Here is a 22,491-nt window from a genome sequence, read left to right as displayed (position 1 = left end):
GCCCATCTATATTCTTACATCTGCCACAGCGGCGGCTCATCCATCAGCGCGACCTGCTCGCGCAGTTCGAGGATGCGGTCTTGCCAGTAGCGCTGGGTATTGAACCAGGGGAAAGCAGCCGGGAATGCCGGATCGGTCCAGCGCATCGCCAGCCACGCCGAGTAATGGATCAGGCGCAGCGTGCGCAATGCTTCGACCAGATACAGCTGGCGCGGGTGGAAATCGCAGAAATCCTCATAGCCGGCCAGCACGTCCGCCATCTGGCCCACCATCTCCTGCCGCTCGCCCGACAGCAGCATCCACAGATCCTGCACCGCCGGGCCCATGCGGCTGTCGTCGAAGTCGACGAAGTGCGGCCCGTCGGGCGTCCACAGCACGTTGCCGCCGTGGCAATCGCCGTGCAGGCGCACGAGCGGCAACTCACCGGCGCGCTCGTAGCAGCGTGCCACGCCGTCAAGCGCCTGTTCCATCACGCTCGACCAGGCCGGCATCAGTTCGGGTGGCACGAAGTCGTGGCTGCGCAGCCAGTCGAACGGTTCGCGGCCGAACGTGACCGGGTCGAGCGCCGGGCGCAGCAAAAATGGCTTGACGGCGCCCTGCGCATGGATGCGCCCGATGAAGCGGCCAATCCATTCCAGCACGGCGGGGTCGCCCAGCTCGGGGGCGCGCCCGCCACGGCTGTCGAATACCGAAAACCGGAAACCGTCGAACGTGTGCAGCGTGCGCCCGTCGATCTCGATGGCCGGCACCACAGGCACCTCCTGCGCCACCAGTTCGGCAACGAAGCCGTGTTCTTCCAGGATGGCCTCGTCGCTCCAGCGTTCAGGCCGGTAAAACTTGACGACCACCGGCTCGCCCTCTTCGCGGCCTACACGGTACACGCGGTTTTCGTAGCTGTTGAGCGCCAGCAGGCGCCCGTCGCCATGCAGGCCGACGCTGTCGAGCGCATCGAGCACGGTCGCAGGATCGAGGCGCGCGTACGGGTGGTCTGGCGTGGCGTCGGCGGTGGCAGGGGTCAGGTTATCCATGCCCCATTGTACGGCGGCGCACGGTCGCGTGGTGATTGCGAACATTTCACTGCTGCTGTGTTCGTTTTCGCACAGAGTGTGACAATCTAACAAGGTCTCATGTCATGTATGTACCCGCGCAATTGTGCTGCGAACAAATAACCGCATAGGACTGACCATGAAAAAACTGACTTTGACCGTCGTCGCTCTCGCCGCTGGCCTGCTGGCCGGCACCGCCATCGCACAAACCGCTGCCCAGCCGCCGAAGGCCGAGCCGAACATGCAGAAAGTGCTGGACGCGATGGCGGCCCTGAAGCCAAAGCCGATTGAAACCCTGAGCCCGGAAGAAGCGCGCAAGCAGCCAACCCCGAGCGACGCCGTCAAGAAAGTGCTGACCGACGCCGGCAAGAGCACGGCACCGGAACCAGGCGTCACGATGAAGACGCAATCGATCCAGGGCAAGGGCGGCAGCTTCCCGATCCACATCTTCACGCCTGAAGGCGCGGGTCCGTTCCCGGTTGTCGTGTATTTCCACGGCGGCGGCTTCGTGATTGCCGACACCAAGGTGTATGAATCGTCGGTGCGTGGCCTGGCCAAGAAGGCCAAGGCGATCGTGATCTCGGCCGACTACCGTCTGGCGCCAGAGCACAAGTTCCCGACCCAGACCGAAGACGCATTCGCGGCGTACCAGTGGGCCCTGGCCAATGCCAAGAGCATCAATGGCGACCCAATGCGCGTGGCAGTGGCGGGCGAATCGGCCGGCGGCAACCTGGCGACCGTGGTCTCGATGATGGCAATGGAAAAGAAAATCCAGATGCCGGTGCACCAGTTGCTGGTGTATCCAGTGGTCAACGACGACATGAACAACGAGTCGTACAAGAAGAACGCCAACGCCAAGCCGCTGAACAAGGCGATGATGACATGGTTCTTCAAGCACTACGGCGCCGATCCAAAGAGCCCGTACGCGCTGCCGATGAAGGCCGCCTCGCTCAAAGGCCTGCCAGCGGCAACCGTGATCACCGCGGAAATCGACCCGTTGATGACCGAGGGTAAGGCCTACGCCGACCGCCTCAAGAAGGAAGGCGTGACCGTCAACTATCGTCACTTCACCGGCGTGACCCACGAGTTCTTCGGCATGGACGCCGTGGTGCCGAAGGCGAAAGAAGCCCAGCAGTTCGCAGCTGACGAGCTGACCAAGGCCTTCAACGCCAAGCGTTAATCTGCCGTACTACCGTTCGACTCTGAAGTAAACGTTGCAAGCAGCGCCTCGCCGGCAGGTTTTTCGTGCCCGGCGACGGCGCAGGCGTTACACTGGCGCCTTTGACGCAACCGGCGCGCCCGCGCCACAGACCACCGACCCCATGCACCTCGAACAGCCCCTCTCCGAAAAAGAATTCGACGAACTCGACCAGTTCCTGCTCTCCGACCGTTGCTCCGACGACGCGATGACGATGGACACCCTGCACGGCTACCTGACCGCCATCGCGATCGGCCCGGAATCGATCATGCCGGCCGAGTGGCTGCCAATGGTCTGGGGCGAAGACGAGGCCGCGGCGCCGAAATGGAAGAACAAGCGCGACGAAGAACGCATCGTCAACCTGATCATGCGCTTCATGAACGAAGTCCTGATCACGTTCGAGGTCGCGCCGAAGGATTTCGAGCCGCTGTTCTGCGAGCACGAGGTCGATGGCAAGGTCCTGATCGATCCGGAAGCCTGGTGCTGGGGTTTCTGGGAAGGCGTCGAACTGCGCGCCGGCTCGTGGGATGCGATCTGGGACAGCGACGTTGCTGAACTGATCCGCCCGATCTACCTGCTGGGCGCGGACGAAATCGAAGAAGCCGAACTGGCCGAAGTCGACGACCCGGTCAAGGTGCATGCCCTGGCGCTGCAGATCGAGGCCAACGTGCCGGCGATCTACCGCCACTGGCTGCCGCTGCGCAAGCCGGCCGTGGAAACGATTGTGCGCGACGAGCCGAAGGTTGGCCGCAACGATGACTGCACCTGCGGCAGCGGCAAGAAATTCAAGAAGTGCTGCGGCGCTGAATAATAGGCTGCAGGATTGACGGCCTGGCCGTCAATCCTGCCCAACCTGTTCCCATACGTTTTCGCGAATCTGCTGACCGGGCACCCTGCCCGGCACGCCAGCCAGCACCTCCAGCAATACCTCCACATCGAGCGGCTTGACCAGGTGATGCGCAAAGCCCGCCGCCAATGCCGCATCACGGTCCTGCGGCTGCCCGTAACCCGTCACCGCCACCAGCACCGAATCGGCCATCCCGGGATCCTGCTGCAGGCGCCGCGCCAATTCGTGCCCGTCGATCTCAGGCAGGCCGATATCGAGCAGGCAGACATCGGGCCGCATGCTGCGCGCCCGTGCAAGTGCGCCCAGCGCCCCGTGCTCGATCGCCACGTCATGCCCCTGCGCCGCCAGCAGCAAACCAAGCATTTCTGCCGCGTCGGTATTGTCATCGACCACCAGCACCTTCAGGCGCGCGACGCCGGCCGGCGCCGCGACGACCGGCTCTGGCAGGTCCGGCGCCTCTTCGAGCAGCAGCGGCAGCGTAATGACGAAGGTGCTGCCCTTGCCCAGGCCCGGACTGGAACAGCCCACCGTGCCCCCGTGCAGCTCGACCAGGTGCTTGACCAGCGCGAGCCCAAGCCCCAGGCCGCCCTGGGCGCGGTCCGATGAGCGCTCGGCCTGCGTAAACAGGTCGAACACGCGCCCGGTCAGTTCCACGTCCATGCCAATGCCTTCGTCTCGCACGCTCAGTACCAGGCGGTTGCCGTGCAGGTCGGCGCGCAGGTCGATGCTGCGCCCGGCCGGGGTGTACTTGGCCGCATTGGCCAGCACGTTGGCCACCACCTGCACCAGGCGCGCCTTGTCACCGAGCACCGCCACGCCGGCCGACGGCAGGCGCACGGTGAGGGTCTGCGCGCGCGTGTCAATGGTCGGGCGCACCTGCTCGATGGCTTCTTCGATGACGGTGCGCGCCGCCACGCGCGCCTGGCCCAGCGTGATCAGGCCGCGCGTCACGCGCGAGACGTCGAGCAGATCGTCCACCAGGCGCGTCATGTGGCGCACCTGGCGGCTGATGATGGTACTGCTCTGGTGCACCCGGCGCGCATCGACGTTGCCGAGCCGGAGCAGCTCCGCCGCGGCGCTGATCGGCGCGAGCGGATTGCGCAGTTCGTGCGCGAGCATTGCCAGGAATTCATCCTTGCGGCGGTCGGCCTCCACCAGCTTTTCTTCGGCCAGCTTGCGGTCGGTGATGTCGCGGAAGAACGTGGCAATGCCGCCGTCCTGGGTCGGATAGGCGCGCAGATCGATCCAGACGCGGCGGCCATCGGGAAACTCGCGGCACTGTTCGGCGCTGCCCGCCTTGCGGCTGGCCATCACGCGCTGGTACATGCGCCCGGCCTCGCACTCGAGCATGGCCGGGAACACGGCCCAGTGATTGCGGCCGATGACCTCGTCGCTCGTGACGGCGCAGATGCGCAACCCTTCGGTGTTCATGTGCTGCACCACCCAGTTGCGGTCGAACAGCGCGAAGCCTTCGGAGATATTGGCGAAAATCTCGCGGCCCCGGTCGCGCTCTTCGCGCAGCATCGCATGCGCACGCGCCGTGCCGGCCGCGGCCCAGGTGCGCTCGGCCACGTCACGCGCCAGCCGGATATCGTGTTCGGTCCACGCGCGCGGCGCCGGCGCATCGACACACAGGCACGCGGCCAGGCGCCCCGCCGCCATCAACGGCACCACCAGCATGGCGCCCACGCGCTTGCCGAACGGCGACTCCAGTGCGCGCGGATCGCTGGCGGTGTCGTGGATGCTCACCACGGCGCCCTGCTGCAGCGCGGCCATCATTGCCGGACCGAAGCGGTCCGGCTGCGCCCGCGGCGCGCTGTCCGTCAGCGCCGACAGCGCCGACAGGCACGGTGCGGCCAGCGTTCCGCTAAGCGGATCGATCTCGGCATACCGCGCGCGCGTCGTGGTCGAATCTGCACTTAATTCTGCACCCAGCAACGTACTGGCGGTGGCAATCACGTCACCCGGATCGGCCAGCACGGCCAGCGCGTCGGACAGCATCAGGCGGAACGCGGCGCGGCGCTCGCCCAACACGCGGGTCGTGGTTTCCATCGCGGTGCAGAACAGGCCGCCAACGCTGCCGCCGTCGGCATGCAGCGGCGCATACGAGAAGGTGAACCAGGTGCGCTCGGGATAGCCGTTCCGCAGCAGGCGCAGCGGGTAATCTTCGAAAAAGACCGGTTTGCCGCCCATGACGTGTTCGACCTGCGGCTGCAGCTCGGGCCAGACCTCGGGCCACAGGGCCGCGAACGGCTGGCCGAGCGCGCCCGGATGGCGCTCGCCGAGGATCGGGATATACGCGTCGTTGTACAGGAAGATGTGCTGTGGTCCCCACGCAACGAACATCGGGAACGCGGAATGCAGCATCATGTCGACCGCCGTCCGGAGGGACGGCGGCCAGGTGTCGGGTGCGCCGAGCGGACAATGCTGCCAGTCACGGCTGCGCATTTGCGCAGCCATCACACTGTCACCGGAAAAGCAGTAGCGGAGAGCGAGGCCATGCCCAGGATTGTCGCATAACTTGCTTGCCGGATTGCAGCTTTTTCCGGTTTGGCAGTGGCCCTTGCGCAACTTTACAACTCTCGCATTACCGTTAAGGCATCACAGCTTAATGAAGTGCTCACGGTAGTAGCGCAGCTCTTCGATCGACTCGACGATGTCGGCCAGCGCCGTGTGCTTCTGGTGCTTCTTGAAACCGGATGCCAGCTCGGGCTTCCAGCGGCGGCACAGTTCCTTCAGCGTCGACACGTCGAGGTTGCGGTAATGGAAGAACGCTTCGAGCTTCGGCATGCCGCGCGCCATGAAACGGCGGTCCTGGCAGATCGAATTGCCACACATCGGCGACTTGTTCTTCGGTACGTACTGCTTGAGAAATTCGATCAGCTCGACTTCGGCCTGGGCTTCGGTCACGGTCGACGCCTTCACGCGGTCGATCAGGCCCGACTTGCCGTGGGTGCCCTTGTTCCAGTTGTCCATCTTGTCGAGTGTTTCATCCGACTGGTGAATGGCAAACACCGGGCCTTCGGCGATGATGTTCAGGTCGGGATCGGTGACGACGACGGCGACCTCGATGATGCGGTCGTTGTCCGGGTCGAGGCCGGTCATTTCCATGTCGAGCCAGACGAGGTTGAATTCATTGGGCCGCTGGGGCGTGCCCGGCACTGCGGAAGGTGTCGCTTGTGACATAATTCTCTCTTTGCCTAATCAATCCTGCATTTTCTCACAGGCACAGAATGTCTTCATTCGCGTTTTCGGTTTTGTTCGTCGTTTTCCTGCTGCTCACGTTGTCGCTGCGCACCTGGCTGGCCGCGCGCCATATCCGGCATATCGCGCGCCACCGCGCCAGCGTGCCGGCCGAGTTTGCGCCGAAAGTGCCGCTCGCGGCGCACCAGAAAGCGGCCGACTACACCGTTGCCAAAACCCGGCTCGGCCTGATCGGCACGCTGTGGGGCGCCATTGTCCTGATCGGCTTCACGCTGATGGGCGGCCTGCAACTGCTGTCGCTGGTGATCCTGCCATTCACCGGCCCCGGCCTGATGCACCAGCTGGTGCTGGTCGTCGCGTTTGCCGTGATCGCCAGTGTGCTCGACCTGCCGCTCGACTGGTATCGTCAGTTTGTCCTCGAGCAGCGCTTCGGCTTCAACAAGATGACGCCAGGCCTGTGGTGGGGCGACCTGGTCAAAAGCACGTTCGTGGGCACGCTGATCGGCCTGCCGCTGCTGTGGGTCGTGCTCAAGCTGATGGAAGCAAGCGGTTCGCTGTGGTGGCTGTACACGTGGTTCGTCTGGAGCGGGTTCCAGCTCCTGATGATCGCGTTCTACCCGACCGTCATCGCGCCGCTGTTCAACAAATTCACGCCACTGGCCGATGTCAGCCTCAAAGCGCGCATCGATGGCCTGATGACGCGCGTGGGCTTTGCGTCGCGCGGCCTGTTCGTCATGGATGGCAGCAAGCGCAGCGCCCACGGCAACGCGTATTTCTCGGGCTTTGGCCGGGCCAAGCGCATCGTGTTCTTCGACACGCTGCTGTCGCGCCTGGAGCCACAGGAAATCGAAGCCGTGCTCGCGCACGAACTGGGCCACTTCAAGCTGCGCCACATCGTCAAGCGCGTGGCGACGATGTTCGCGATCTCGCTGGCCTTCCTGGCCCTGCTCGGCTACCTGAAAGGCCAGGCCTGGTTCTACACGGGCCTGGGCGTGCTGCCGTTCATGAACGCGTCGAACGACGGCATGGCGCTGATCCTGTTCATCCTCGTGCTGCCGGTGTTCACCTTTGTGCTCGCGCCGCTGAGCTCAATCACGTCGCGCAAGCATGAATTCGAGGCTGACGCTTTTGCTGCGCAGCACACCGACCACCGCGACCTAGTGTCGGCGCTGGTGAAGATGTACGAAGACAATGCATCGACGCTGACGCCCGATCCGCTGCACTCCGCGTTCTATGATTCGCATCCGCCGGCGTCGGTCCGGGTCAAGCGCCTGACGATGGCGGCCGCATGAAACTGGAACAGCGCCACTGTACGCGGCAAGGGGTTGCACTCGACAGGGCAGCCATCGCCACGCTGCTGCACGAAGTACCCGGCTGGAGCGTGGCCGACAACGTTCTGGCGCGCACCTTCACGCTGCCCGACTACCGCGCCACGATCGCATTCGTCAATGCGGTGGCAACGCTGGCCGAGCACGAAGACCATCACCCCGAGATGACGGTGGGCTACACCACCTGCCGCGTCAGCTGGACCACCCATTCCGCGGGCAGCGCGCTGTCCGACAACGACTTTATCTGCGCCGCGAAAGCCAATGCGCTGTACCTCAACCAGGAAAACGCATGAGCGCATCCCCTACTGAACTGACCGGTACCATCATCGCGGCCCACGGCCGCCACTACCTGGCCGACATCGACGGCGAAAAACTGCAGTGCGTCACGCGCGGCAAGAAGACCAATGTGGCCGTGGGCGACGTCGTCCACGTGGTCAGGACGTCCGAGAACCAGGCCGTGATCGAGCGCATCGCCGAGCGCACCACGCTGCTGTACCGCTCCGACCAGTACAAATCCAAGCTGCTGGCCGCCAACATCTCGCGCCTGTTCGTCGTGATCGCCACCGAGCCCGGCTTTGCCGACGACCTGGTGTCACGCTCGCTGGTGGCGTGCGAGGCAGCCGGCATCGAGGCGCACCTGATCCTCAACAAGACCGACGTGACGGACCTGCTGCCCCGCGCACGCGAACGCGCCGCGCAGTATTCGCGCCTCGGCTACCCGGTGCACGAGGTCTCGGCCCAGGCACATCCTGAAGAAACCGTTGAAATCCTCAAGCCGCTGCTGGCCGGCCAGTCGTCGATCTTCATCGGCCAGTCGGGCATGGGCAAGTCGTCGCTGATCAACCTGTTGATCCCGGACGCCGATATCGCCGTACGCGAAATCTCGGCCGCGCTCGACACCGGCAAGCACACGACGACGTTCACGCGCCTGTACTGGCTGCCGGAAGTCGATGGCAAGGCCGGGGCGATCATCGATTCGCCAGGCTTCCAGGAATTTGGCCTGTACCACCTGAGCGAAGGCATGCTCGAGCGCGCTTTTGTGGAGTTCAAGCCCTACCTGGGCGGCTGCAAGTACTACAACTGCCGCCATCTGGCCGAGCCGTTCTGCGCCATTCTCGACGCCGTGGCAGCGGGCAAGATCTGGAAGCACCGCCATGAACTCTACGGGCAATTGCTGCACGAATCGGCGCAGACCCTGTACTAAGGCCCTGACTACTTTCCCTAACGGAAAGAAATTCCCCTTATAATTCAAGGGACAAACATCGCAGCAGACACGAACAGACTTATGATGACGAGCACCCCACCGATCAAGCACTTCCTGCAGTTTTCCGACTTCACGCGCGACGAGTTCGAATACGTCATCAAGCGCGCGGCGATCATCAAACGCAAGTTCAAGGCCTACGAGGTGTACCACCCGCTGGTCGACCGCACGCTGGTGATGGTGTTCGAGAAAAGCTCGACGCGCACGCGCCTGTCGTTCGAAGCCGGCATGCACCAGCTGGGCGGCGCCGCCATCTACCTGAACACGCGCGACAGCCAGCTTGGCCGTGGCGAACCGGTGGAAGACGCCGGTCAGGTGATCAGCCGCATGTGCGACATCATCATGATCCGCACCTTTGGCCAGGACATCATCGACCGCTTCGCCGCCAACTCGCGCGTGCCGGTCATCAATGGCCTGACCAATGAACACCATCCGTGCCAGGTGCTGGCGGACGTGTTCACGTTCCACGAGCACCGTGGTTCGATCGCCGGCAAGACCGTCGCATGGATCGGCGACGCCAACAATATGCTGTACTCGTGGCTGCAGGCAGCCGAAGTCTTCGGCTTCCACCTGAACGTCGCCACGCCAGCCGGCTACGAGATGGACCCGAGCCTGGTCTCGACCACGCGCTACACGCGGTTCGACAACCCGTCGGACGCCTGCGAAGGCGCGCACCTGGTCAATACCGACGTCTGGACCAGCATGGGCTACGAGAAAGAAAACGCCGAGCGCATGAAGGCGTTTGACGGCTTCATCGTCGACGAAGCCAAGATGGCCCGCGCTGCGAGCGACGCGCTGTTCATGCACTGCCTGCCGGCGCACCGCGGCGAAGAAGTGGCCGCCGAGGTCATCGACGGCCCGCAATCGGTCGTCTGGGACGAAGCCGAAAACCGCCTGCACGTGCAAAAAGCCCTGATCGAGTACCTGCTGCTCGGCCGTATCGAAGATTGATTTTTACCCCTGAAGCTTGATCGTTGGCCGTCCATCCCGGCGCTTGCCGGGCTGGATTTGCGAGCCAGCTGACCATTACCCTCCCTCCATCACTGGAACATCCCATGAGCGACATCAAGAAAGTAGTACTGGCCTATTCTGGCGGCCTCGACACCTCCGTCATCCTGAAATGGCTGCAAGACAATTACGGCTGCGAAATCGTCACCTTCACCGCCGACCTCGGCCAGGGTGAAGAACTGGAACCGGCACGCGCCAAGGCCATCAAGTTCGGCATCAAGCCAGAGAATATCTATATCGACGACGTGCGTGAAGAATTCGTGCGCGACTTCGTCTTCCCGATGTTCCGCGCGAACACCGTGTACGAAGGCGAATACCTGCTGGGCACGTCGATCGCACGGCCGCTGATCGCCAAGCGCCTGATCGAGATCGCCAACGAAACCGGCGCCGACGCTGTCTCGCACGGCGCGACCGGCAAGGGCAACGACCAGGTGCGTTTCGAGCTGGGCGCGTATGCGCTCAAGCCGGACGTCAAGATCATCGCCCCATGGCGTGAATGGGACCTGCTGTCGCGCGAAAAACTGCTGAAGTACGCGGAAGACGCGGGCATCGCGGTGGACATGAAGCACAAGAACGGCGGCGCGCCGTACTCGATGGACGCCAACCTGCTGCACATCAGCTTTGAAGGCCGTCACCTGGAAAACCCGAGCGCCGAAGCCGAGGAATCGATGTGGCGCTGGACCGTCTCGCCAGAAGCAGCGCCGGACGAAGCGGAATACCTGGACGTCGAATTCGAGCGCGGCGACATTGTCGGCCTGAATGGCAAGCGCCTGTCGCCAGCCGCCGTCCTGACCGAGCTGAACCGCCTGGGCGGCAAGCACGGCATCGGCCGCCTGGACCTGGTGGAGAACCGCTACGTCGGCATGAAGTCGCGCGGCTGCTACGAAACCCCGGGCGGCACGATCATGCTGCGCGCGCACCGCGCCATCGAATCGATCACGCTCGACCGCGAAGTGGCGCACCTGAAAGACGACCTGATGCCACGCTACGCATCGCTGATCTATAACGGCTACTGGTGGGCGCCGGAACGCGTTGCACTGCAGACGCTGATCGACCACACGCAAGCCACCGTCAACGGCTGGGTGCGCATCAAGCTGTACAAGGGCAATGTGATCGTCGTGTCGCGCGATTCGAAGACCGATTCGCTGTTCGACATGAACATCGCAACGTTCGACGAAGATGGCGGTGCGTACAACCAGGCTGACGCTGGCGGCTTCATCAAGCTCAACGCGCTGCGCATGCGGATTGCGGCCAAAGCACGCGCCAAGCGCGGGCAGTAAGCCGGTTGGTGAATGACAAAGCCGCCCAAGGGCGGCTTTTTTTTGGCGGTTGCGATGTGCATGCTTGCTTGGGTTCCCGCCTTCGCGGGAACGACGTGCTGATGTTGCAGGTAACCTGAAAACCGTCGTTCCCGCGCGGGCGGGAACCCAAGTACCACCCCACCCCGTCGTTCCCGCGCAGGCGGGAACCCAAGTTACTCTGAGCGGCCACAAACTCGAATAACGCCGTGAACGCACAGTAGACGCCATGGACAAACCATCTTACGTCTACATCCTGGCCAGCCGCCCCTACGGCACCCTCTACATCGGCGTTACCTCTGACCTAATCAAACGCATCTGGCAACACCGCGAAGCGGCTGCCGCCAGCTTCACAAAAAAGTACTGCATCAACCGCCTTGTCTGGTACGAGATCCACACCGATATCCGCGAAGCCATCACGCGCGAAAAACGCCTCAAATCCTGGAAACGCAACTGGAAAGTCAACCTGATCCAGTCCGTCAATCCACTGTGGCGCGACCTGTACCACGAGATCGTCTAGAACGCATGCCGCAGGCCCAGCGCCACGCTGTTACCGCCATCAAACCCCGTCTGCTTATCGCGCATATACACCGCATACACGTCGGTGCGCTTCGACAAGAAGTGGTCGTACCCGAACGACATCGTCTTGCGCACGTTCTCGGGCAGAACGGCGCGCGTACGCCGTGTGTGCGCGAATTCCGCCAGCAGCGCCCCTTGCGCCGTGACCGGCACCTTGATCCCCACATCCCGGGTCCGCGTTTCATTGACTGTCCCGTCGGCCGACGAGCGCACCATCGCGCCATGCAGTTTGGCCACCTTGAAGTCGTAGGCCGCGCCGAGCAAATACCCTTTCTGCTGCGTCAGGGGCGCCGTCACCGGTACCCGGAAGCGCTGCGCGGACAACACGGCCGTGAACGCGCCCTTGACGTAGTTGGCATGCAGGCCCACGTTCGCGGTACCGGCGCTGCCGGCGGTTTCCCCGGCGCCGACGATCACATTGGCCAAGAGGCCGTTCGTGCGCGGCGTCGTGTACTGGAGCGCATTGTTCCAGACGGTGTCGCCGATCAGTGCGCCGTTATAGCTCGCCACGAACGAATGCAGCACCAGCGGCGAAAACACGACCGAGATCCCGAACGGGCTGACCATGCCCATATTGATATAGGTGGGATTAGTTTGGCGCCCCACCGTTACCCGGCCGAAGCCGCCTTCGATGCCGACATAGGCATTGCGTGAAAACAGCGGATCGTTCGTGCTGCGGCCCTGGCCACCGGTGTCGGTCTGGAAGAAGCTTTCCAGCGCGAATAGCACCTTGTAGCCGCCCCCCAGGCTTTCCGATCCGCGTACGCCGATATAGGACGTGGTCAAGCCGCCATGACCGACCAGGGTTACGGCTTTCGGATCGCCGCTGCGCTCGATCTTCGCGCCATAGGCGCCGATCAGGCCATACAGCTGAATTGGTGTCGCTTCCTGCGCAACGACGCCGCACGAAACACTAGCCGCAAGAAGGCCTGCGCCGAAGCGCATGCAGTAAAACTGTCTCATTATTGATGGTCTCTGATGGGTTGGGCACGCGCTGCGTGCCGCCGCCGGGCGCCGTGACGCGCCGCGGGGACGCGGGGTCTTACTGCTTCTCGATGCCGGCCTTGGTAATCACGGCGCCCCACTTCGCGATATCGGTCTTGAGCAGCGTGGCCGTTGCAACCGGCGTTGCACCCTGGGCCACGATGCCCAGCCCCAGCAGGCGTGCCTTCACATCCGGCATGGCCACGGCGGCATTGATCTCGCGATGCAGGCGATCGACGATCGGTTGCGGCGTTTTCGCGGGTGCAGCCAACGCATTCCAGCTCGTGGCCTGGTAGTTCGGCAGACCGCTCTCGGCCACGGTCGGCACGTTCGGCAAGCCCGAAAAACGCTTGGCCGACGTCACGGCGATGGCCTTGACGGTGCCCGCCTTGATCTGCGGCAGTGCCGGGCTGAGGATCTCGAAGGCGGCATCCAGCTCGCCCGTGGTGGTTGCCGTGAGCACTTCGGGTGAGCCTTTGTAGGGCACGACCAGCGCATCCATGCCCGCCATCGACACGAACAGCTCGGCCGCCAGGTTCTGCGTGCTGCCCCGGTTGATCGTACCGATATTGAGCTTGCCCGGATTGGCCTTGGCGTACGCGATCAGTTCGCCGACCGACTTGACGGGCAACTTCGGATTGACCAGCAGGGCCAGATCGAAGTACCCCAGCGTCGAGATCGGCGTGAAGTCCTTCTGGGTGTCGTAAGGCAGCTTCTTGAACAGGTTGGCGCTGACCGCCGTGCCATTGCTCATCAAGAGCAGCGTGTAGCCATCAGGACTGGCCTTGGCGACCGTATTCGCGGCCACGACACCGCCGGCGCCGGGGCGGTTCTCGACAATGATCGGCTGCTTCATCGACACCGCCATTTTCTGCGCCACCATGCGCACCGTCAGGTCGGCCACGCCACCCGGCCCGAACGGCACCACGATGGTGATCGCTTTTTTGGGATACCCGGCAGCATCAGCGGCGGCAGCGGTGGCGCTCGTACAAACGCCGAGCGCGGCAAGGCCGATGGCCAGCCATTGTTTCTTTTGCGGAATCATAGATTGTCTCGGTTGTGGTTCGGCGCTTTGGTAGCGCCTGTTGTGAATGGATGCTCTGAGCGGCCATTATTGAATTCTGTCCACAGCCCAACAACCACGTGTGACACCTATCAGCTATCGCATTCTGTTATAGCTCGGCCGTATCGGCAGGCTGGAGCACCTCGCGCGCAATGCGTTCGAGCATGTCCAGCGTCGCCTGCTGGGTGCTGGTCGCCGGCCGGTCGGCGCTGGTGGCCAGCGACAGCAGCGGAAACAGCCCCGGATTGACAATCCGCCGCAGCGTGAAGCGCTCCGGCTGCGCCGCCGTCAGTACCGCGTGCGGCGACAGAATGGCGCAGCCCACGCCATCGGCCACCAGATCGAGGATGGTGGCGACGCTGTTGACTTCCATCGCGATGCGCGGCTGGGCGCTGATATTGAGCAGCGCCGTTTCGACATGCATCCGCAGCGCATTGGGACGCCCCGGAATGATCAACGGATAGTCGGCAATATCGGCCAGCTCGACCGGACCGTTTTCCACGACCTGGTCCAGGCGGCCCTGCACCAGCAGCAGTTCGTCCTGCAGCAGTGGCCGCAGCTCAATGCCCGGCGTCGGCAGCGCGTTGTAGACCAGGGCGATATCGAGCTGGCCGGTCAGCAGCGATTCCTGCATCGTTTTCGACAGGCCGTCGACGATCGCCAGCGTGGCGTCGGGCATCCGCGCCTTGAATTCGCGCGTCAGCGGCACGGCCAGGATGCGGCCCAGCGTCGGTGGCAGGCCCACGGCGACGCGCCCGGCGAGCGAGCCGCGCACCCGCGACAATTCTTCGCGCAGGCGCTCCATCTGGTGCAGCACGCCCCGGCTGTGTTCGAGCAGCACCTTGCCGGCCTCGGTCAGCGTGATGCCCCGGCCATTGCGTATCAAGAGGTTCTGGCGCAACTCCACTTCAAGCAGGCGCACCTGACGACTCAGCGCCGGCTGCGCGATGTCGAGCACAATCGACGCACGCGTGAAACTGCCCATTTCGGCCACACGGACGAAGTAGGAAAGCTGCTTCAGATCCATCACCATACCCTCTTTTTTGTTTCAATCGGGCAGATGATATAGCAAGCTGTTATAGCTGGTAGATCGCGCGCGGCCTGTCCGGCGATGAACAGGCACGCCACAATCCATCCCATGCAAACTTCCATCCCTACCCTGTTCATGCGCGGCGGCACCTCGCGTGGCCCGTTCTTTTGCGAGGCCGACCTGCCGTCCGATACCGCGACACGCGACCGTGTGCTGCTGGCCGTGCTCGGCTCTCCCGATCCGCGCCAGATCGATGGCCTGGGCGGCGCACATCCGTTGACCTCGAAGGCCGGCATCGTGCGCAAGAGCACGACGCCCGGCGTCGACCTCGATTTCCTGTTCGTCCAGATACAACCGGCCGGCGACAGCGTGGACAGCACCGCCAACTGCGGCAACATGCTGGCCGCCGTGGCGCCGTTCGCGCTCGAGACGGGCCTGGCTGCAGCACAGGGCGACACCACCACCTTGCGCGTGCTGACACTCAACACCGGCATGCAATGCGACATGACCGTGCAGACGCCGGGCGGACGCGTCGCCTATGAAGGCGACGCCCGCATCGACGGCGTGCCCGGCAGCGCCGCTCCGGTAGAGATCGCGTTTCTCGACACGGCCGGCTCGGTCTGCGCCAGCCTGCTCCCGACCCGCAACGTGCGCGACGTCATCGATGGCGTCGACGTGACCTGCATCGACAACGGCATGCCGCTCGTGATCTTGCGCGCCGATGCGCTCGGACGCAGTGGCTATGAAAGCGTGGCCGACCTGAACGCCGACACCGCGCTGCGCACACGGCTCGAAACGCTGCGCCTGGCGTGCGGCCACGCAATGGGCCTGGGCGACGTCAGCAGCAAGAACTACCCCAAGATGACGCTGATCGCCGCCCCGCGTGAAGGCGGCAGCATCAGCACCCGCAGCTTCATTCCCCATGTCTGCCACGACGCGATCGGCGTCCTGGCGGCCGTCACGGTGGCCACCGCCTGCATGCTCGACGGGTCGGTGGCCGACGACCTGGCCGTCGCGCCAGCCGATAGCGGGCGACTGTCGGTCGAGCATCCGGGCGGCGAGTTTTCGGTCGAACTCGACATCGATTCGGCCAACCCGCACAACGTCGTGCGCGCCGCGCTGCTGCGCACGGCCCGACTCATCATGCGCGGCGACGTCATGGTGCCCCATTCGATCTGGCAAAAAGGAACCACCGCATGATCATCGATATCCACGGCCACTACACCACTGCCCCGCCCGCGCTGGAAGCATGGCGCAAGCGCCAGATCGCCGGCCTGGCCGACGGTTCGACGCCCTCGGCGAGCGAACTGCACATCAGCGACGACGAACTGCGCGACAGCATCATCGGCAACCAGCTTGGCAAGATGCACGAGCGCGGCATCGACCTCACGGTCTTTTCACCGCGCGCCAGCTTCATGGCCCACCACATCGGTAACGCGCAGACCAGCGCCACCTGGGCCGCGATCAACAACGAGCTGTGCCACCGCGTGAGCACCCTGTTTCCGGACTACTTCATCGGCGCGGCCATGCTGCCGCAATCGCCCGGGGTCGATCCGGCGACCTGCATTCCCGAGCTGGAACGCTGCGTGAAGGAATACGGCTTCGTCGCCATCAACCTGAACCCGGACCCGTCCGGCGGCCACTGGACCAGCCCGCCGCTGACCGACCGCCACTGGTATCCGCTCTATGAAAAGATGGTCGAACACGACATCCCGGCGATGGTGCACGTGTCGACGTCGTGCAATGCCTGCTTCCATACGACGGGCGCGCACTACATCAATGCTGACACGACCGCCTTCATGCAACTGCTCAGCGGCGACCTGTTCGCTGACTTCCCGACGCTGAAGTTCATCATCCCGCATGGCGGCGGGGCCGCGCCCTACCACTGGGGCCGCTACCGGGGCCTGGCGCAGGAAATGCAGAAGCCCCTGCTGCAGGACCACCTGCTGAACAACGTGTTCTTCGATACCTGCGTCTATCACCAGCCGGGGATCGACCTGCTCACCAGGGTCATTCCGGTCAAGAACGTGCTGTTTGCGTCGGAGATGATCGGCGCCGTGCGCGGCATCGATCCGGAAACCGGCCACTACTACGATGACACGCGGCGCTATATCGATGCGGCCAACCTGAGCCCCGCCGAACGCCACCAGATCTACGAAGGCAATGCCAGGCGCGTCTATCCGCGCCTGGACGCCCTCCTTGCCGCCAAAGGACTGTGACATGAACCCGTTGATGACCTCCCCGCCCCTGCACACGCAGCTAGGCGTCGTGAAACGCCATATCGTGCGCGCCGATGCCGCTGCAGTCGAACAGCTCGGCCGCCTCGGCAGTGCCACCGTGCACGAGGCGATGGGCCGCATGGGCCTGATGAAGCCGTACCTGCGCCCGATCTACCCGGGCCAGGCCGCCGGCACCGCCGTGACGGTGCTGCTGCAGCCAGGCGACAACTGGATGATGCACGTTGCGGCCGAGCAGATCCAGCCCGGCGACATCGTCGTGGCGGCCGTCACGGCCGAGTGCAGCGATGGCTATTTCGGCGACCTGCTGGCCACCAGTTTCATGGCACGCGGCGCGCGCGGCCTCATCATCGATGCGGGCGTGCGCGATGTGCGCGAACTGACCGCCATGGGCTTTCCGGTGTGGAGCCGTGCAATCAGCGCCAAGGGCACGATCAAGGCCACGCTCGGCTCGGTGAACGTCCCGGTGGTATGCGCCGGCGCGATCGTCTGCCCCGGCGACGCCGTCGTCGCCGACGAGGATGGTGTGGTCGTCGTGCCGGCCGCCGACGTGGTGCGCGTGGTTGCTGCCGCCGTCAGGCGCGAGGCGCTCGAAGCCAACAAGCGCGCGAAGCTGGCCGCCGGCGTGCTGGGCCTGGACATGTACGACATGCGCGGCGCCCTGGAACAAGCTGGACTCATCTATATCGACTAGGCCATGACCATGCAGACCACCACCCCAGGCTGGCTCGAGCCGCACCCTGCCCCTGCCACCCCGCGCTTCATCCTGCCGCAGGGCGCCGTCGACGCGCACTGCCACGTGTTCGGCCCGGCCGCCGTGTTTCCGTTCGCGCCGGAGCGCAAGTACACGCCGGGCGACGCCGGCAAGGAAGCGCTGTTCGCGCTGCGCGACCGTCTGGGCTTCGCTCGCAACGTCATCGTCCAGGCCACCTGCCATGGCGCCGACAACCGCGCACTGGTCGATGCCTGCCAGGCGGCCGGCGGCCGGGCGCGCGGCGTGGCCACCGTACGGCGCGATATCAGCGATGATGACCTGACCCGCCTGCATGACGCCGGCGTGCGCGGCGTACGCTTCAACTTCGTCAAGCGCCTGGTCGACGTGACGCCGGCCGACGAGCTGCTCGAAATTGCCACCCGCGTCGCCCGCTTCGGCTGGCACGTGGTCGTGTATTTCGAAGCGCAGGACCTGCCCGACCTGCGCGACCTGTTCGCGGCGCTGCCGACGATTGTCGTGGTCGATCACATGGGTCGCCCGGACGTCAGCAAACCCGTCGACGGGCCTGAGTTCGGCCTGTTCCTGGACTTCATGCGCCGTCACCCGAACGTCTGGTCGAAGGTCAGCTGCCCGGAACGGTTGTCGGTCACGGGTCCGCCCGCGCTCGATGGCGAAGCGCATCCGTATCGCGATGTCGTGCCGTTCGCGCGCCGCATCGTGCAGGAATTTCCGGAGCGCGTACTGTGGGGCACCGACTGGCCGCATCCGAACCTGAAGGACCACATGCCCGACGATGGCCTGCTGGTCGATTTTATTCCCCACATCGCGCCGACGCCCGAACTGCAGCGCCAGTTGCTGGTCGACAATCCGATGCTTCTGTACTGGCCCGACGAGGGTTAAACGCCGGGGCGAGGTGGCGCTACAGCAGCCCCAGCGACTGCAGCGCCGCTTTCGCCAGCGATACGCGCTTGTCGTTGGATCCGTCCGGGATGTCGATGTTCAGCGCGAACGTGTAGAGCTTGCCGTCCTTCTTGATCCAGCCGACCCACCAGCCGATATCGGGCTGGCCGGGCCGCTTGCCCCAGCCGGTTTTCGCATACAGTTCGGCCGGGCCATCCTGACGCGCGATGGCGCGCACGGCGTCCATGTGCACGTTCTCGAACGGCAGCTGGCCCTGCGCCAGCCGGGCCAGGAACACCGTCTGTTCGAGCGCGCTGATTTCAAGGGGCCCATCGAGCCAGAAACGATCGACCACCGTGCCCGTGTCCATATTCCCGTAATTCAGGCGCACCAGCGCGCTGCGCATGCGCTCCCGCCCGATGCGCCGCGCGACTTCCTGGTAGACGGGCACGTTTGACATTTTGATCGCTTCGCGCAGGCCCATGTCCCGTGCCCACTCGGGGCGCGCGACCGACTTGCCGCCGTACGGCACGATCTCGTCGACCGAGGCGACGGCGCCCGTGCTCAGTGCGATCAGCGAGTTCGGGAGCTTGAAGGTCGACGCCGGGATGAACCGTTTTGCGGCGCGCTGGCGGTCGTGGCCCGTGTTGGTGTCCAGCGCCACGTCGTGCACGACGAACGTGCCCGTCACGCCCTCTTTCTTGAACAGCTGCGTGATGGCCGGGTTGTCGCGCCATTCGGTGGCCTGGGCGACGGCGCCGAACGCCATCAGGACGAGTGCAATAACATGCTTGATCATTGGTCTGCTTCCTTGCTCAGTTGGGCAGCCAGACGCGCTCTGGCCTTGTCAGCATACGTACGGCAGGCGTTGGTGTCGATGAAGGCGGCATTGCCCCGCGCAGCGCGCCGGGCGTAGCGCTGCCACAGGTCGCTGCCTTCCGGGTGCGCCGAGACCAGCACGTCGCACGGCAGGCCAGCCACCGTCGCGATCGAGCGTTCGAGGTCCGCACGCGCCGTTGGGTAGGATGGATGGCCACGGTAGCGGAATGGTCCGGCGGCCATGGCGTTCAGGCTGTCGGCGTAGACCATGTGCGCCGTCCGGCCGCCTTCCACGGCGTTCCAGGTCCAGCTTGCGCCGCCCTGCGTGTGGCCGGGTGTGGCGTGCATCGTCACTGCCAGCGGGCCGAGCTTGACGACGTGACCGTTGGCCACGCCCCGCACGCGAGCAGTTGGCGCCATCGGCTGAAGGTCGGTGTATTGCGGGTCACCCTTGTCGGCCTGGCCACTGCGCAGCACGGGGACGGCAGCGCTGCCGGCCAGGACCTCGGCGCCCGACAGGCGCTGCAGCTCGGCGATGCCGCCTGCGTGATCGGCGTGTGCGTGCGAGTTCAGGATGAAGCGGATGTCTTCGACCTTGAAACCGAGCTTGCGGATATTGCGCACGATCTGGGCGGGCGACTTGTCGCTGCCGCCGTCAATGAGGATGTGCCCCTCGTTCGACGTGATCAGGACCGCCGACAGCCCGTGCGTGCCGACATAGTAGGTGTTGCCGTACAGGGCAAACGGTGCCTGCGGCGTGTTCCAGTCGTTGGCGGCGGCTGGTGGCAGACACGCGACGAGGCCAGCCGCGGCGAGTGCCAGGCTTGTTTGTTTCATCATGACGATTCCTTATGTGGACGGTGACAGCGTTGCGAGCCTTCCCGGCAGCGCGCGCAGGAAGCGTTCTTTCAGAAGCGGCCCGGCGGCGCGGTCCGGGTCGCGCGGGCCAAATGTCTGGCGCGCGAAGACGACGGTGCGCCCGTCCTTGGTGGCCCAGCCGACGAACCAGCCCAGCGCACGCCTGTTGTCCCCGGCCCCATCACCAGAGGCGGTGCCGGTCTTGCCGTACACCTGCCAGCCATCCGCCAGCGTGGGCAAGCGCAGCAGCTGCGCCGTCATGTCGAATGCGTGCGCGCTGACGGGCAGTTCGCGGTTGGCGACCTTGCGCAGAAATGCGGCCTGTTCACGTGGCGAGACCTGCAGCGACGAGGCGATCCAGGCCATGTCGACGCCGCCGGTCAGGTCCTGGTTGCCGTAGTCGAAGCGACCCACGTAATCCTGCACGCGGCGTTCGCCCAGCCGGCTGGTGACCTGCTGCGCATACCAGACGGTCGAATTGCGGATCCAGCTCGTCGGGTCGGTAATGGCGCGCCACGATGGCTGCCAGTCGATGTAGCCCGCCTTGAACGGCAGCGCCGGTGTGTGGGTGTCCTGCAGGATGCCGGCATCGAATCCCATCAGGCTCACGGCGATATTGAAGATCGACACCGGCGTGGTGCGTACGTCGCAGCGCCCTTCTTCGACCAGCACCGCCCCCGTGGCAGCATCGAGCATCAGCGTGCAGTCGAGCGTTTCCGGTGCATCGCCCCAGGCCAGCGCTGGCTGCAGGGCCAGATTGGCGCCGAACACCAGCGCCAGTGCAGCCAGGCCGGCGCAGCGTGCACGGCCAGCATTCCGGTCGAGGACCGGCGTGCGGATCAATGCAACGCGCGCGGTCAATGTGTCTGGCGCAACGCCGCCAAAGGCCAGCGCATTGGCTGGCGCCGCCTGGTACTGGAAGCGCAGCTGCGCGACCAGCGCGGCCGCATACGCCTTGCGCTGGACCTGCGGCCGGCCACGCAGCACGTCGCGGTCGCAACCCAGCTCCTGGGCCCAGACGAGGCGCGCTCGCAGCAGACGCATCGCGGGATTGAACCAGCACAGCGCCTGGAGCAGCGCGCAGGCGACCAGCCACCACAGATCGCCCCGGCGCCAGTGCGTCAGTTCGTGGGCAATGATCAGGTCCCGCTGCAACGGATCGATCGTGCGCAGGGCCAGCGGCAATAGCAGGCACGGCCGGAACGGACCGACCAGCATCGGGGAGATGGGGGCGTCGACTTCGATAATAGGTGGCAATGCTGCGTCCGCTGGCAGGTGCGCACCGGCGCGCAGCAACTGCGCCAGCGCGCGCTGGCCATGGAACAGGCGCGCAAGCATCCACAGCAGACCACCCGTGTAAGCCAGCGCCCATGCCCACGCGGTCCAGCTCAGCCACGATCGGGGTTCTGCCAACGCGCTGGTGACACCGGCCGCCCGCGCAGGTTGTGCAACCGCGCTGGCGGTCGCGGGCGACAGGTCGACGTCGAACACGGGCAGCATGTGAAGCTGCTGCGCCTGTGGCAGCATCAAGATAGTGAAGGTGGCCGCAAGCGCGACCTGCCCCAGCATCCACGGGGTGCGCTGCATGCCGAGCGCCGGCAGGTACCGCCGCGCCATTGCCAGTACACCCCACACGGCCACGCCAGCCGCCAGGCAGCCGATGCTGGCGAACAGGAAGCGGATGAACGTCGCGTCGAGCAGGTTCATGGGGCCGCATCCTTGTCGACGGGCCAGTCGTTGAGCAATTGCTCCAGGCGCGCGAGTTCATCGTCGTCGACCAGCTTGCTGCCGGTGAACATATTGACTGGCAGCGGCGTATCGATCTCCATCACGCGCTTGCCAAAGTCATGGGCGAACGCGGCCAAGGTATCGACCTTGTCGCTGAGCGCCTCATACACCTGCACGCCGTGGCGCAACTCCTGGCGCACCATGCCTTTGTCGAGCATGCGTTCGAGCGTCTTGCGGGTGGACGAATACGACCAGCCCAGTCCAGCCTCGACGGCGTCGTGGATTTCACGGGCGCTGAGCGGCTGCTGGCGCCACAGCGCCTTAAGCAGACTAAGTTCGGAAATCGAGGGTACGGCCATGGCAACAGTCCTTGACGTGAGGCTTGACG

Annotated in this window: 22 protein-coding genes; 12 read left to right on the top strand and 10 right to left on the bottom strand. The window is 64.7% G+C overall.

Annotated elements, in window-relative coordinates; all coding sequences use genetic code 11:
- Positions 1-14: 14 nt before the first annotated feature.
- Positions 15-1,028, bottom strand: a complete 1,014-nt coding sequence (locus HD842_RS02385) for a serine/threonine protein kinase (protein ID WP_183553523.1) — start codon at positions 1,026-1,028, stop codon at positions 15-17.
- Positions 1,029-1,185: 157 nt separating this feature from the next.
- Between HD842_RS02385 and HD842_RS02380 the strand changes: the two genes are divergently transcribed.
- Both HD842_RS02380 and HD842_RS02375 read left to right on the top strand, forming a co-directional pair.
- Positions 1,186-2,226, top strand: a complete 1,041-nt coding sequence (locus tag HD842_RS02380; protein WP_183550446.1) for an alpha/beta hydrolase — start codon at positions 1,186-1,188, stop codon at positions 2,224-2,226.
- Positions 2,227-2,368: 142 nt separating this feature from the next.
- Positions 2,369-3,055, top strand: a complete 687-nt coding sequence (locus HD842_RS02375; RefSeq protein ID WP_183550443.1) for a UPF0149 family protein — start codon at positions 2,369-2,371, stop codon at positions 3,053-3,055.
- Between the two features lie 27 nt (positions 3,056-3,082).
- Here HD842_RS02375 and HD842_RS02370 read toward each other — a convergent pair whose 3' ends face one another.
- Together HD842_RS02370 and orn are read right to left on the bottom strand one after the other, a co-directional pair.
- Positions 3,083-5,551, bottom strand: a complete 2,469-nt coding sequence (locus HD842_RS02370) for an ATP-binding protein (protein ID WP_183550440.1) — start codon at positions 5,549-5,551, stop codon at positions 3,083-3,085.
- Positions 5,552-5,692: 141 nt separating this feature from the next.
- Positions 5,693-6,277 carry an oligoribonuclease gene (orn, locus tag HD842_RS02365; RefSeq protein WP_183550437.1) on the bottom strand — a complete coding sequence of 195 codons (585 nt, stop codon included), beginning with the start codon at positions 6,275-6,277 and terminating at the stop codon, positions 5,693-5,695.
- 47 nt (positions 6,278-6,324) lie between these two features.
- On the opposite strand from orn, the gene HD842_RS02360 reads away from it, so the two are divergent.
- From HD842_RS02360 to HD842_RS02335, 6 genes are all read left to right on the top strand, one after another.
- Positions 6,325-7,587, top strand: a complete 1,263-nt coding sequence (locus HD842_RS02360) for a M48 family metallopeptidase (protein WP_183550433.1) — start codon at positions 6,325-6,327, stop codon at positions 7,585-7,587.
- The gene (locus tag HD842_RS02355; RefSeq protein WP_183550430.1) at positions 7,584-7,916 is read left to right on the top strand and encodes a 4a-hydroxytetrahydrobiopterin dehydratase; all 333 of its coding nucleotides are present in this window, start codon (positions 7,584-7,586) and stop codon (positions 7,914-7,916) included. Before HD842_RS02360 ends, HD842_RS02355 begins: the two co-directional genes overlap by 4 nt.
- The gene (gene rsgA / locus HD842_RS02350; protein ID WP_183550427.1) at positions 7,913-8,827 is read left to right on the top strand and encodes a ribosome small subunit-dependent GTPase A; all 915 of its coding nucleotides are present in this window, start codon (positions 7,913-7,915) and stop codon (positions 8,825-8,827) included. Before HD842_RS02355 ends, rsgA begins: the two co-directional genes overlap by 4 nt.
- Positions 8,828-8,911: 84 nt before the next feature.
- Positions 8,912-9,835: an ornithine carbamoyltransferase gene (gene argF, locus HD842_RS02345; protein ID WP_183550424.1), complete on the top strand. Its 924-nt coding sequence runs from the start codon at positions 8,912-8,914 to the stop codon at positions 9,833-9,835.
- Positions 9,836-9,939: 104 nt separating this feature from the next.
- Complete coding sequence (locus tag HD842_RS02340; RefSeq protein ID WP_183550422.1) at positions 9,940-11,172, top strand: argininosuccinate synthase; 1,233 nt, start codon at positions 9,940-9,942, stop codon at positions 11,170-11,172.
- Between the two features lie 247 nt (positions 11,173-11,419).
- The gene (locus HD842_RS02335) at positions 11,420-11,710 is read left to right on the top strand and encodes a GIY-YIG nuclease family protein (RefSeq protein WP_183550420.1); all 291 of its coding nucleotides are present in this window, start codon (positions 11,420-11,422) and stop codon (positions 11,708-11,710) included.
- Here HD842_RS02335 and HD842_RS02330 read toward each other — a convergent pair.
- From HD842_RS02330 to HD842_RS02320, 3 genes are all read right to left on the bottom strand, one after another.
- On the bottom strand, positions 11,707-12,732 hold the full coding sequence (locus HD842_RS02330; protein WP_183550418.1) for a porin: 1,026 nt from the start codon (positions 12,730-12,732) through the stop codon (positions 11,707-11,709). The genes HD842_RS02335 and HD842_RS02330 overlap by 4 nt on opposite strands.
- Before the next feature lie 79 nt (positions 12,733-12,811).
- On the bottom strand, positions 12,812-13,798 hold the full coding sequence (locus HD842_RS02325; RefSeq protein WP_183550416.1) for a Bug family tripartite tricarboxylate transporter substrate binding protein: 987 nt from the start codon (positions 13,796-13,798) through the stop codon (positions 12,812-12,814).
- Between the two features lie 127 nt (positions 13,799-13,925).
- A complete protein-coding gene (locus HD842_RS02320) occupies positions 13,926-14,843 on the bottom strand; it encodes a LysR substrate-binding domain-containing protein (RefSeq protein ID WP_183550414.1) in 918 nt (305 codons plus the stop codon).
- Positions 14,844-14,954: 111 nt separating this feature from the next.
- On the opposite strand from HD842_RS02320, the gene HD842_RS02315 reads away from it, so the two are divergent.
- From HD842_RS02315 to HD842_RS02300, 4 genes are read left to right on the top strand one after another with little or no spacing between them, the layout of a single operon-like run.
- The gene (locus HD842_RS02315; RefSeq protein ID WP_183550412.1) at positions 14,955-16,046 is read left to right on the top strand and encodes a 4-oxalomesaconate tautomerase; all 1,092 of its coding nucleotides are present in this window, start codon (positions 14,955-14,957) and stop codon (positions 16,044-16,046) included.
- Entirely contained in the window at positions 16,043-17,065 is a 1,023-nt protein-coding gene (locus HD842_RS02310; RefSeq protein WP_183550410.1) for an amidohydrolase family protein, read from the top strand. Before HD842_RS02315 ends, HD842_RS02310 begins: the two co-directional genes overlap by 4 nt.
- 1 nt (position 17,066) lies before the next feature.
- Positions 17,067-17,777 carry a 4-carboxy-4-hydroxy-2-oxoadipate aldolase/oxaloacetate decarboxylase gene (ligK, locus tag HD842_RS02305; protein WP_229424560.1) on the top strand — a complete coding sequence of 237 codons (711 nt, stop codon included), beginning with the start codon at positions 17,067-17,069 and terminating at the stop codon, positions 17,775-17,777.
- Positions 17,778-17,780: 3 nt separating this feature from the next.
- Positions 17,781-18,698 carry an amidohydrolase family protein gene (locus HD842_RS02300; RefSeq protein ID WP_183550408.1) on the top strand — a complete coding sequence of 306 codons (918 nt, stop codon included), beginning with the start codon at positions 17,781-17,783 and terminating at the stop codon, positions 18,696-18,698.
- A 19-nt stretch (positions 18,699-18,717) separates the two neighbouring features.
- Here the strand turns inward: HD842_RS02300 and blaOXA are convergent, their stop codons facing one another.
- From blaOXA to HD842_RS02280, 4 genes are read right to left on the bottom strand one after another with little or no spacing between them, the layout of a single operon-like run.
- On the bottom strand, positions 18,718-19,494 hold the full coding sequence (gene blaOXA, locus HD842_RS02295) for a class D beta-lactamase (protein ID WP_370660811.1): 777 nt from the start codon (positions 19,492-19,494) through the stop codon (positions 18,718-18,720).
- On the bottom strand, positions 19,494-20,357 hold the full coding sequence (bla, locus tag HD842_RS02290; protein ID WP_221290069.1) for a subclass B3 metallo-beta-lactamase: 864 nt from the start codon (positions 20,355-20,357) through the stop codon (positions 19,494-19,496). The genes blaOXA and bla overlap by 1 nt, the downstream gene beginning before the upstream one ends.
- 9 nt (positions 20,358-20,366) lie before the next feature.
- Entirely contained in the window at positions 20,367-22,082 is a 1,716-nt protein-coding gene (locus HD842_RS02285; protein ID WP_183550406.1) for a M56 family metallopeptidase, read from the bottom strand.
- Positions 22,079-22,462, bottom strand: coding sequence for a BlaI/MecI/CopY family transcriptional regulator (locus tag HD842_RS02280; RefSeq protein ID WP_183550404.1), 384 nt, complete (start codon positions 22,460-22,462; stop codon positions 22,079-22,081). Before HD842_RS02280 ends, HD842_RS02285 begins: the two co-directional genes overlap by 4 nt.
- Positions 22,463-22,491 lie beyond the last annotated feature (29 nt).

It is taken from the genome of Massilia aurea (assembly GCF_014200505.1).
Classification (GTDB): domain Bacteria; phylum Pseudomonadota; class Gammaproteobacteria; order Burkholderiales; family Burkholderiaceae_D; genus Telluria; species Telluria aurea_B.
The sequence above is the reverse complement of the archived record's forward strand: the minus strand, read 5'-3'. Positions and strand labels throughout refer to the sequence as shown.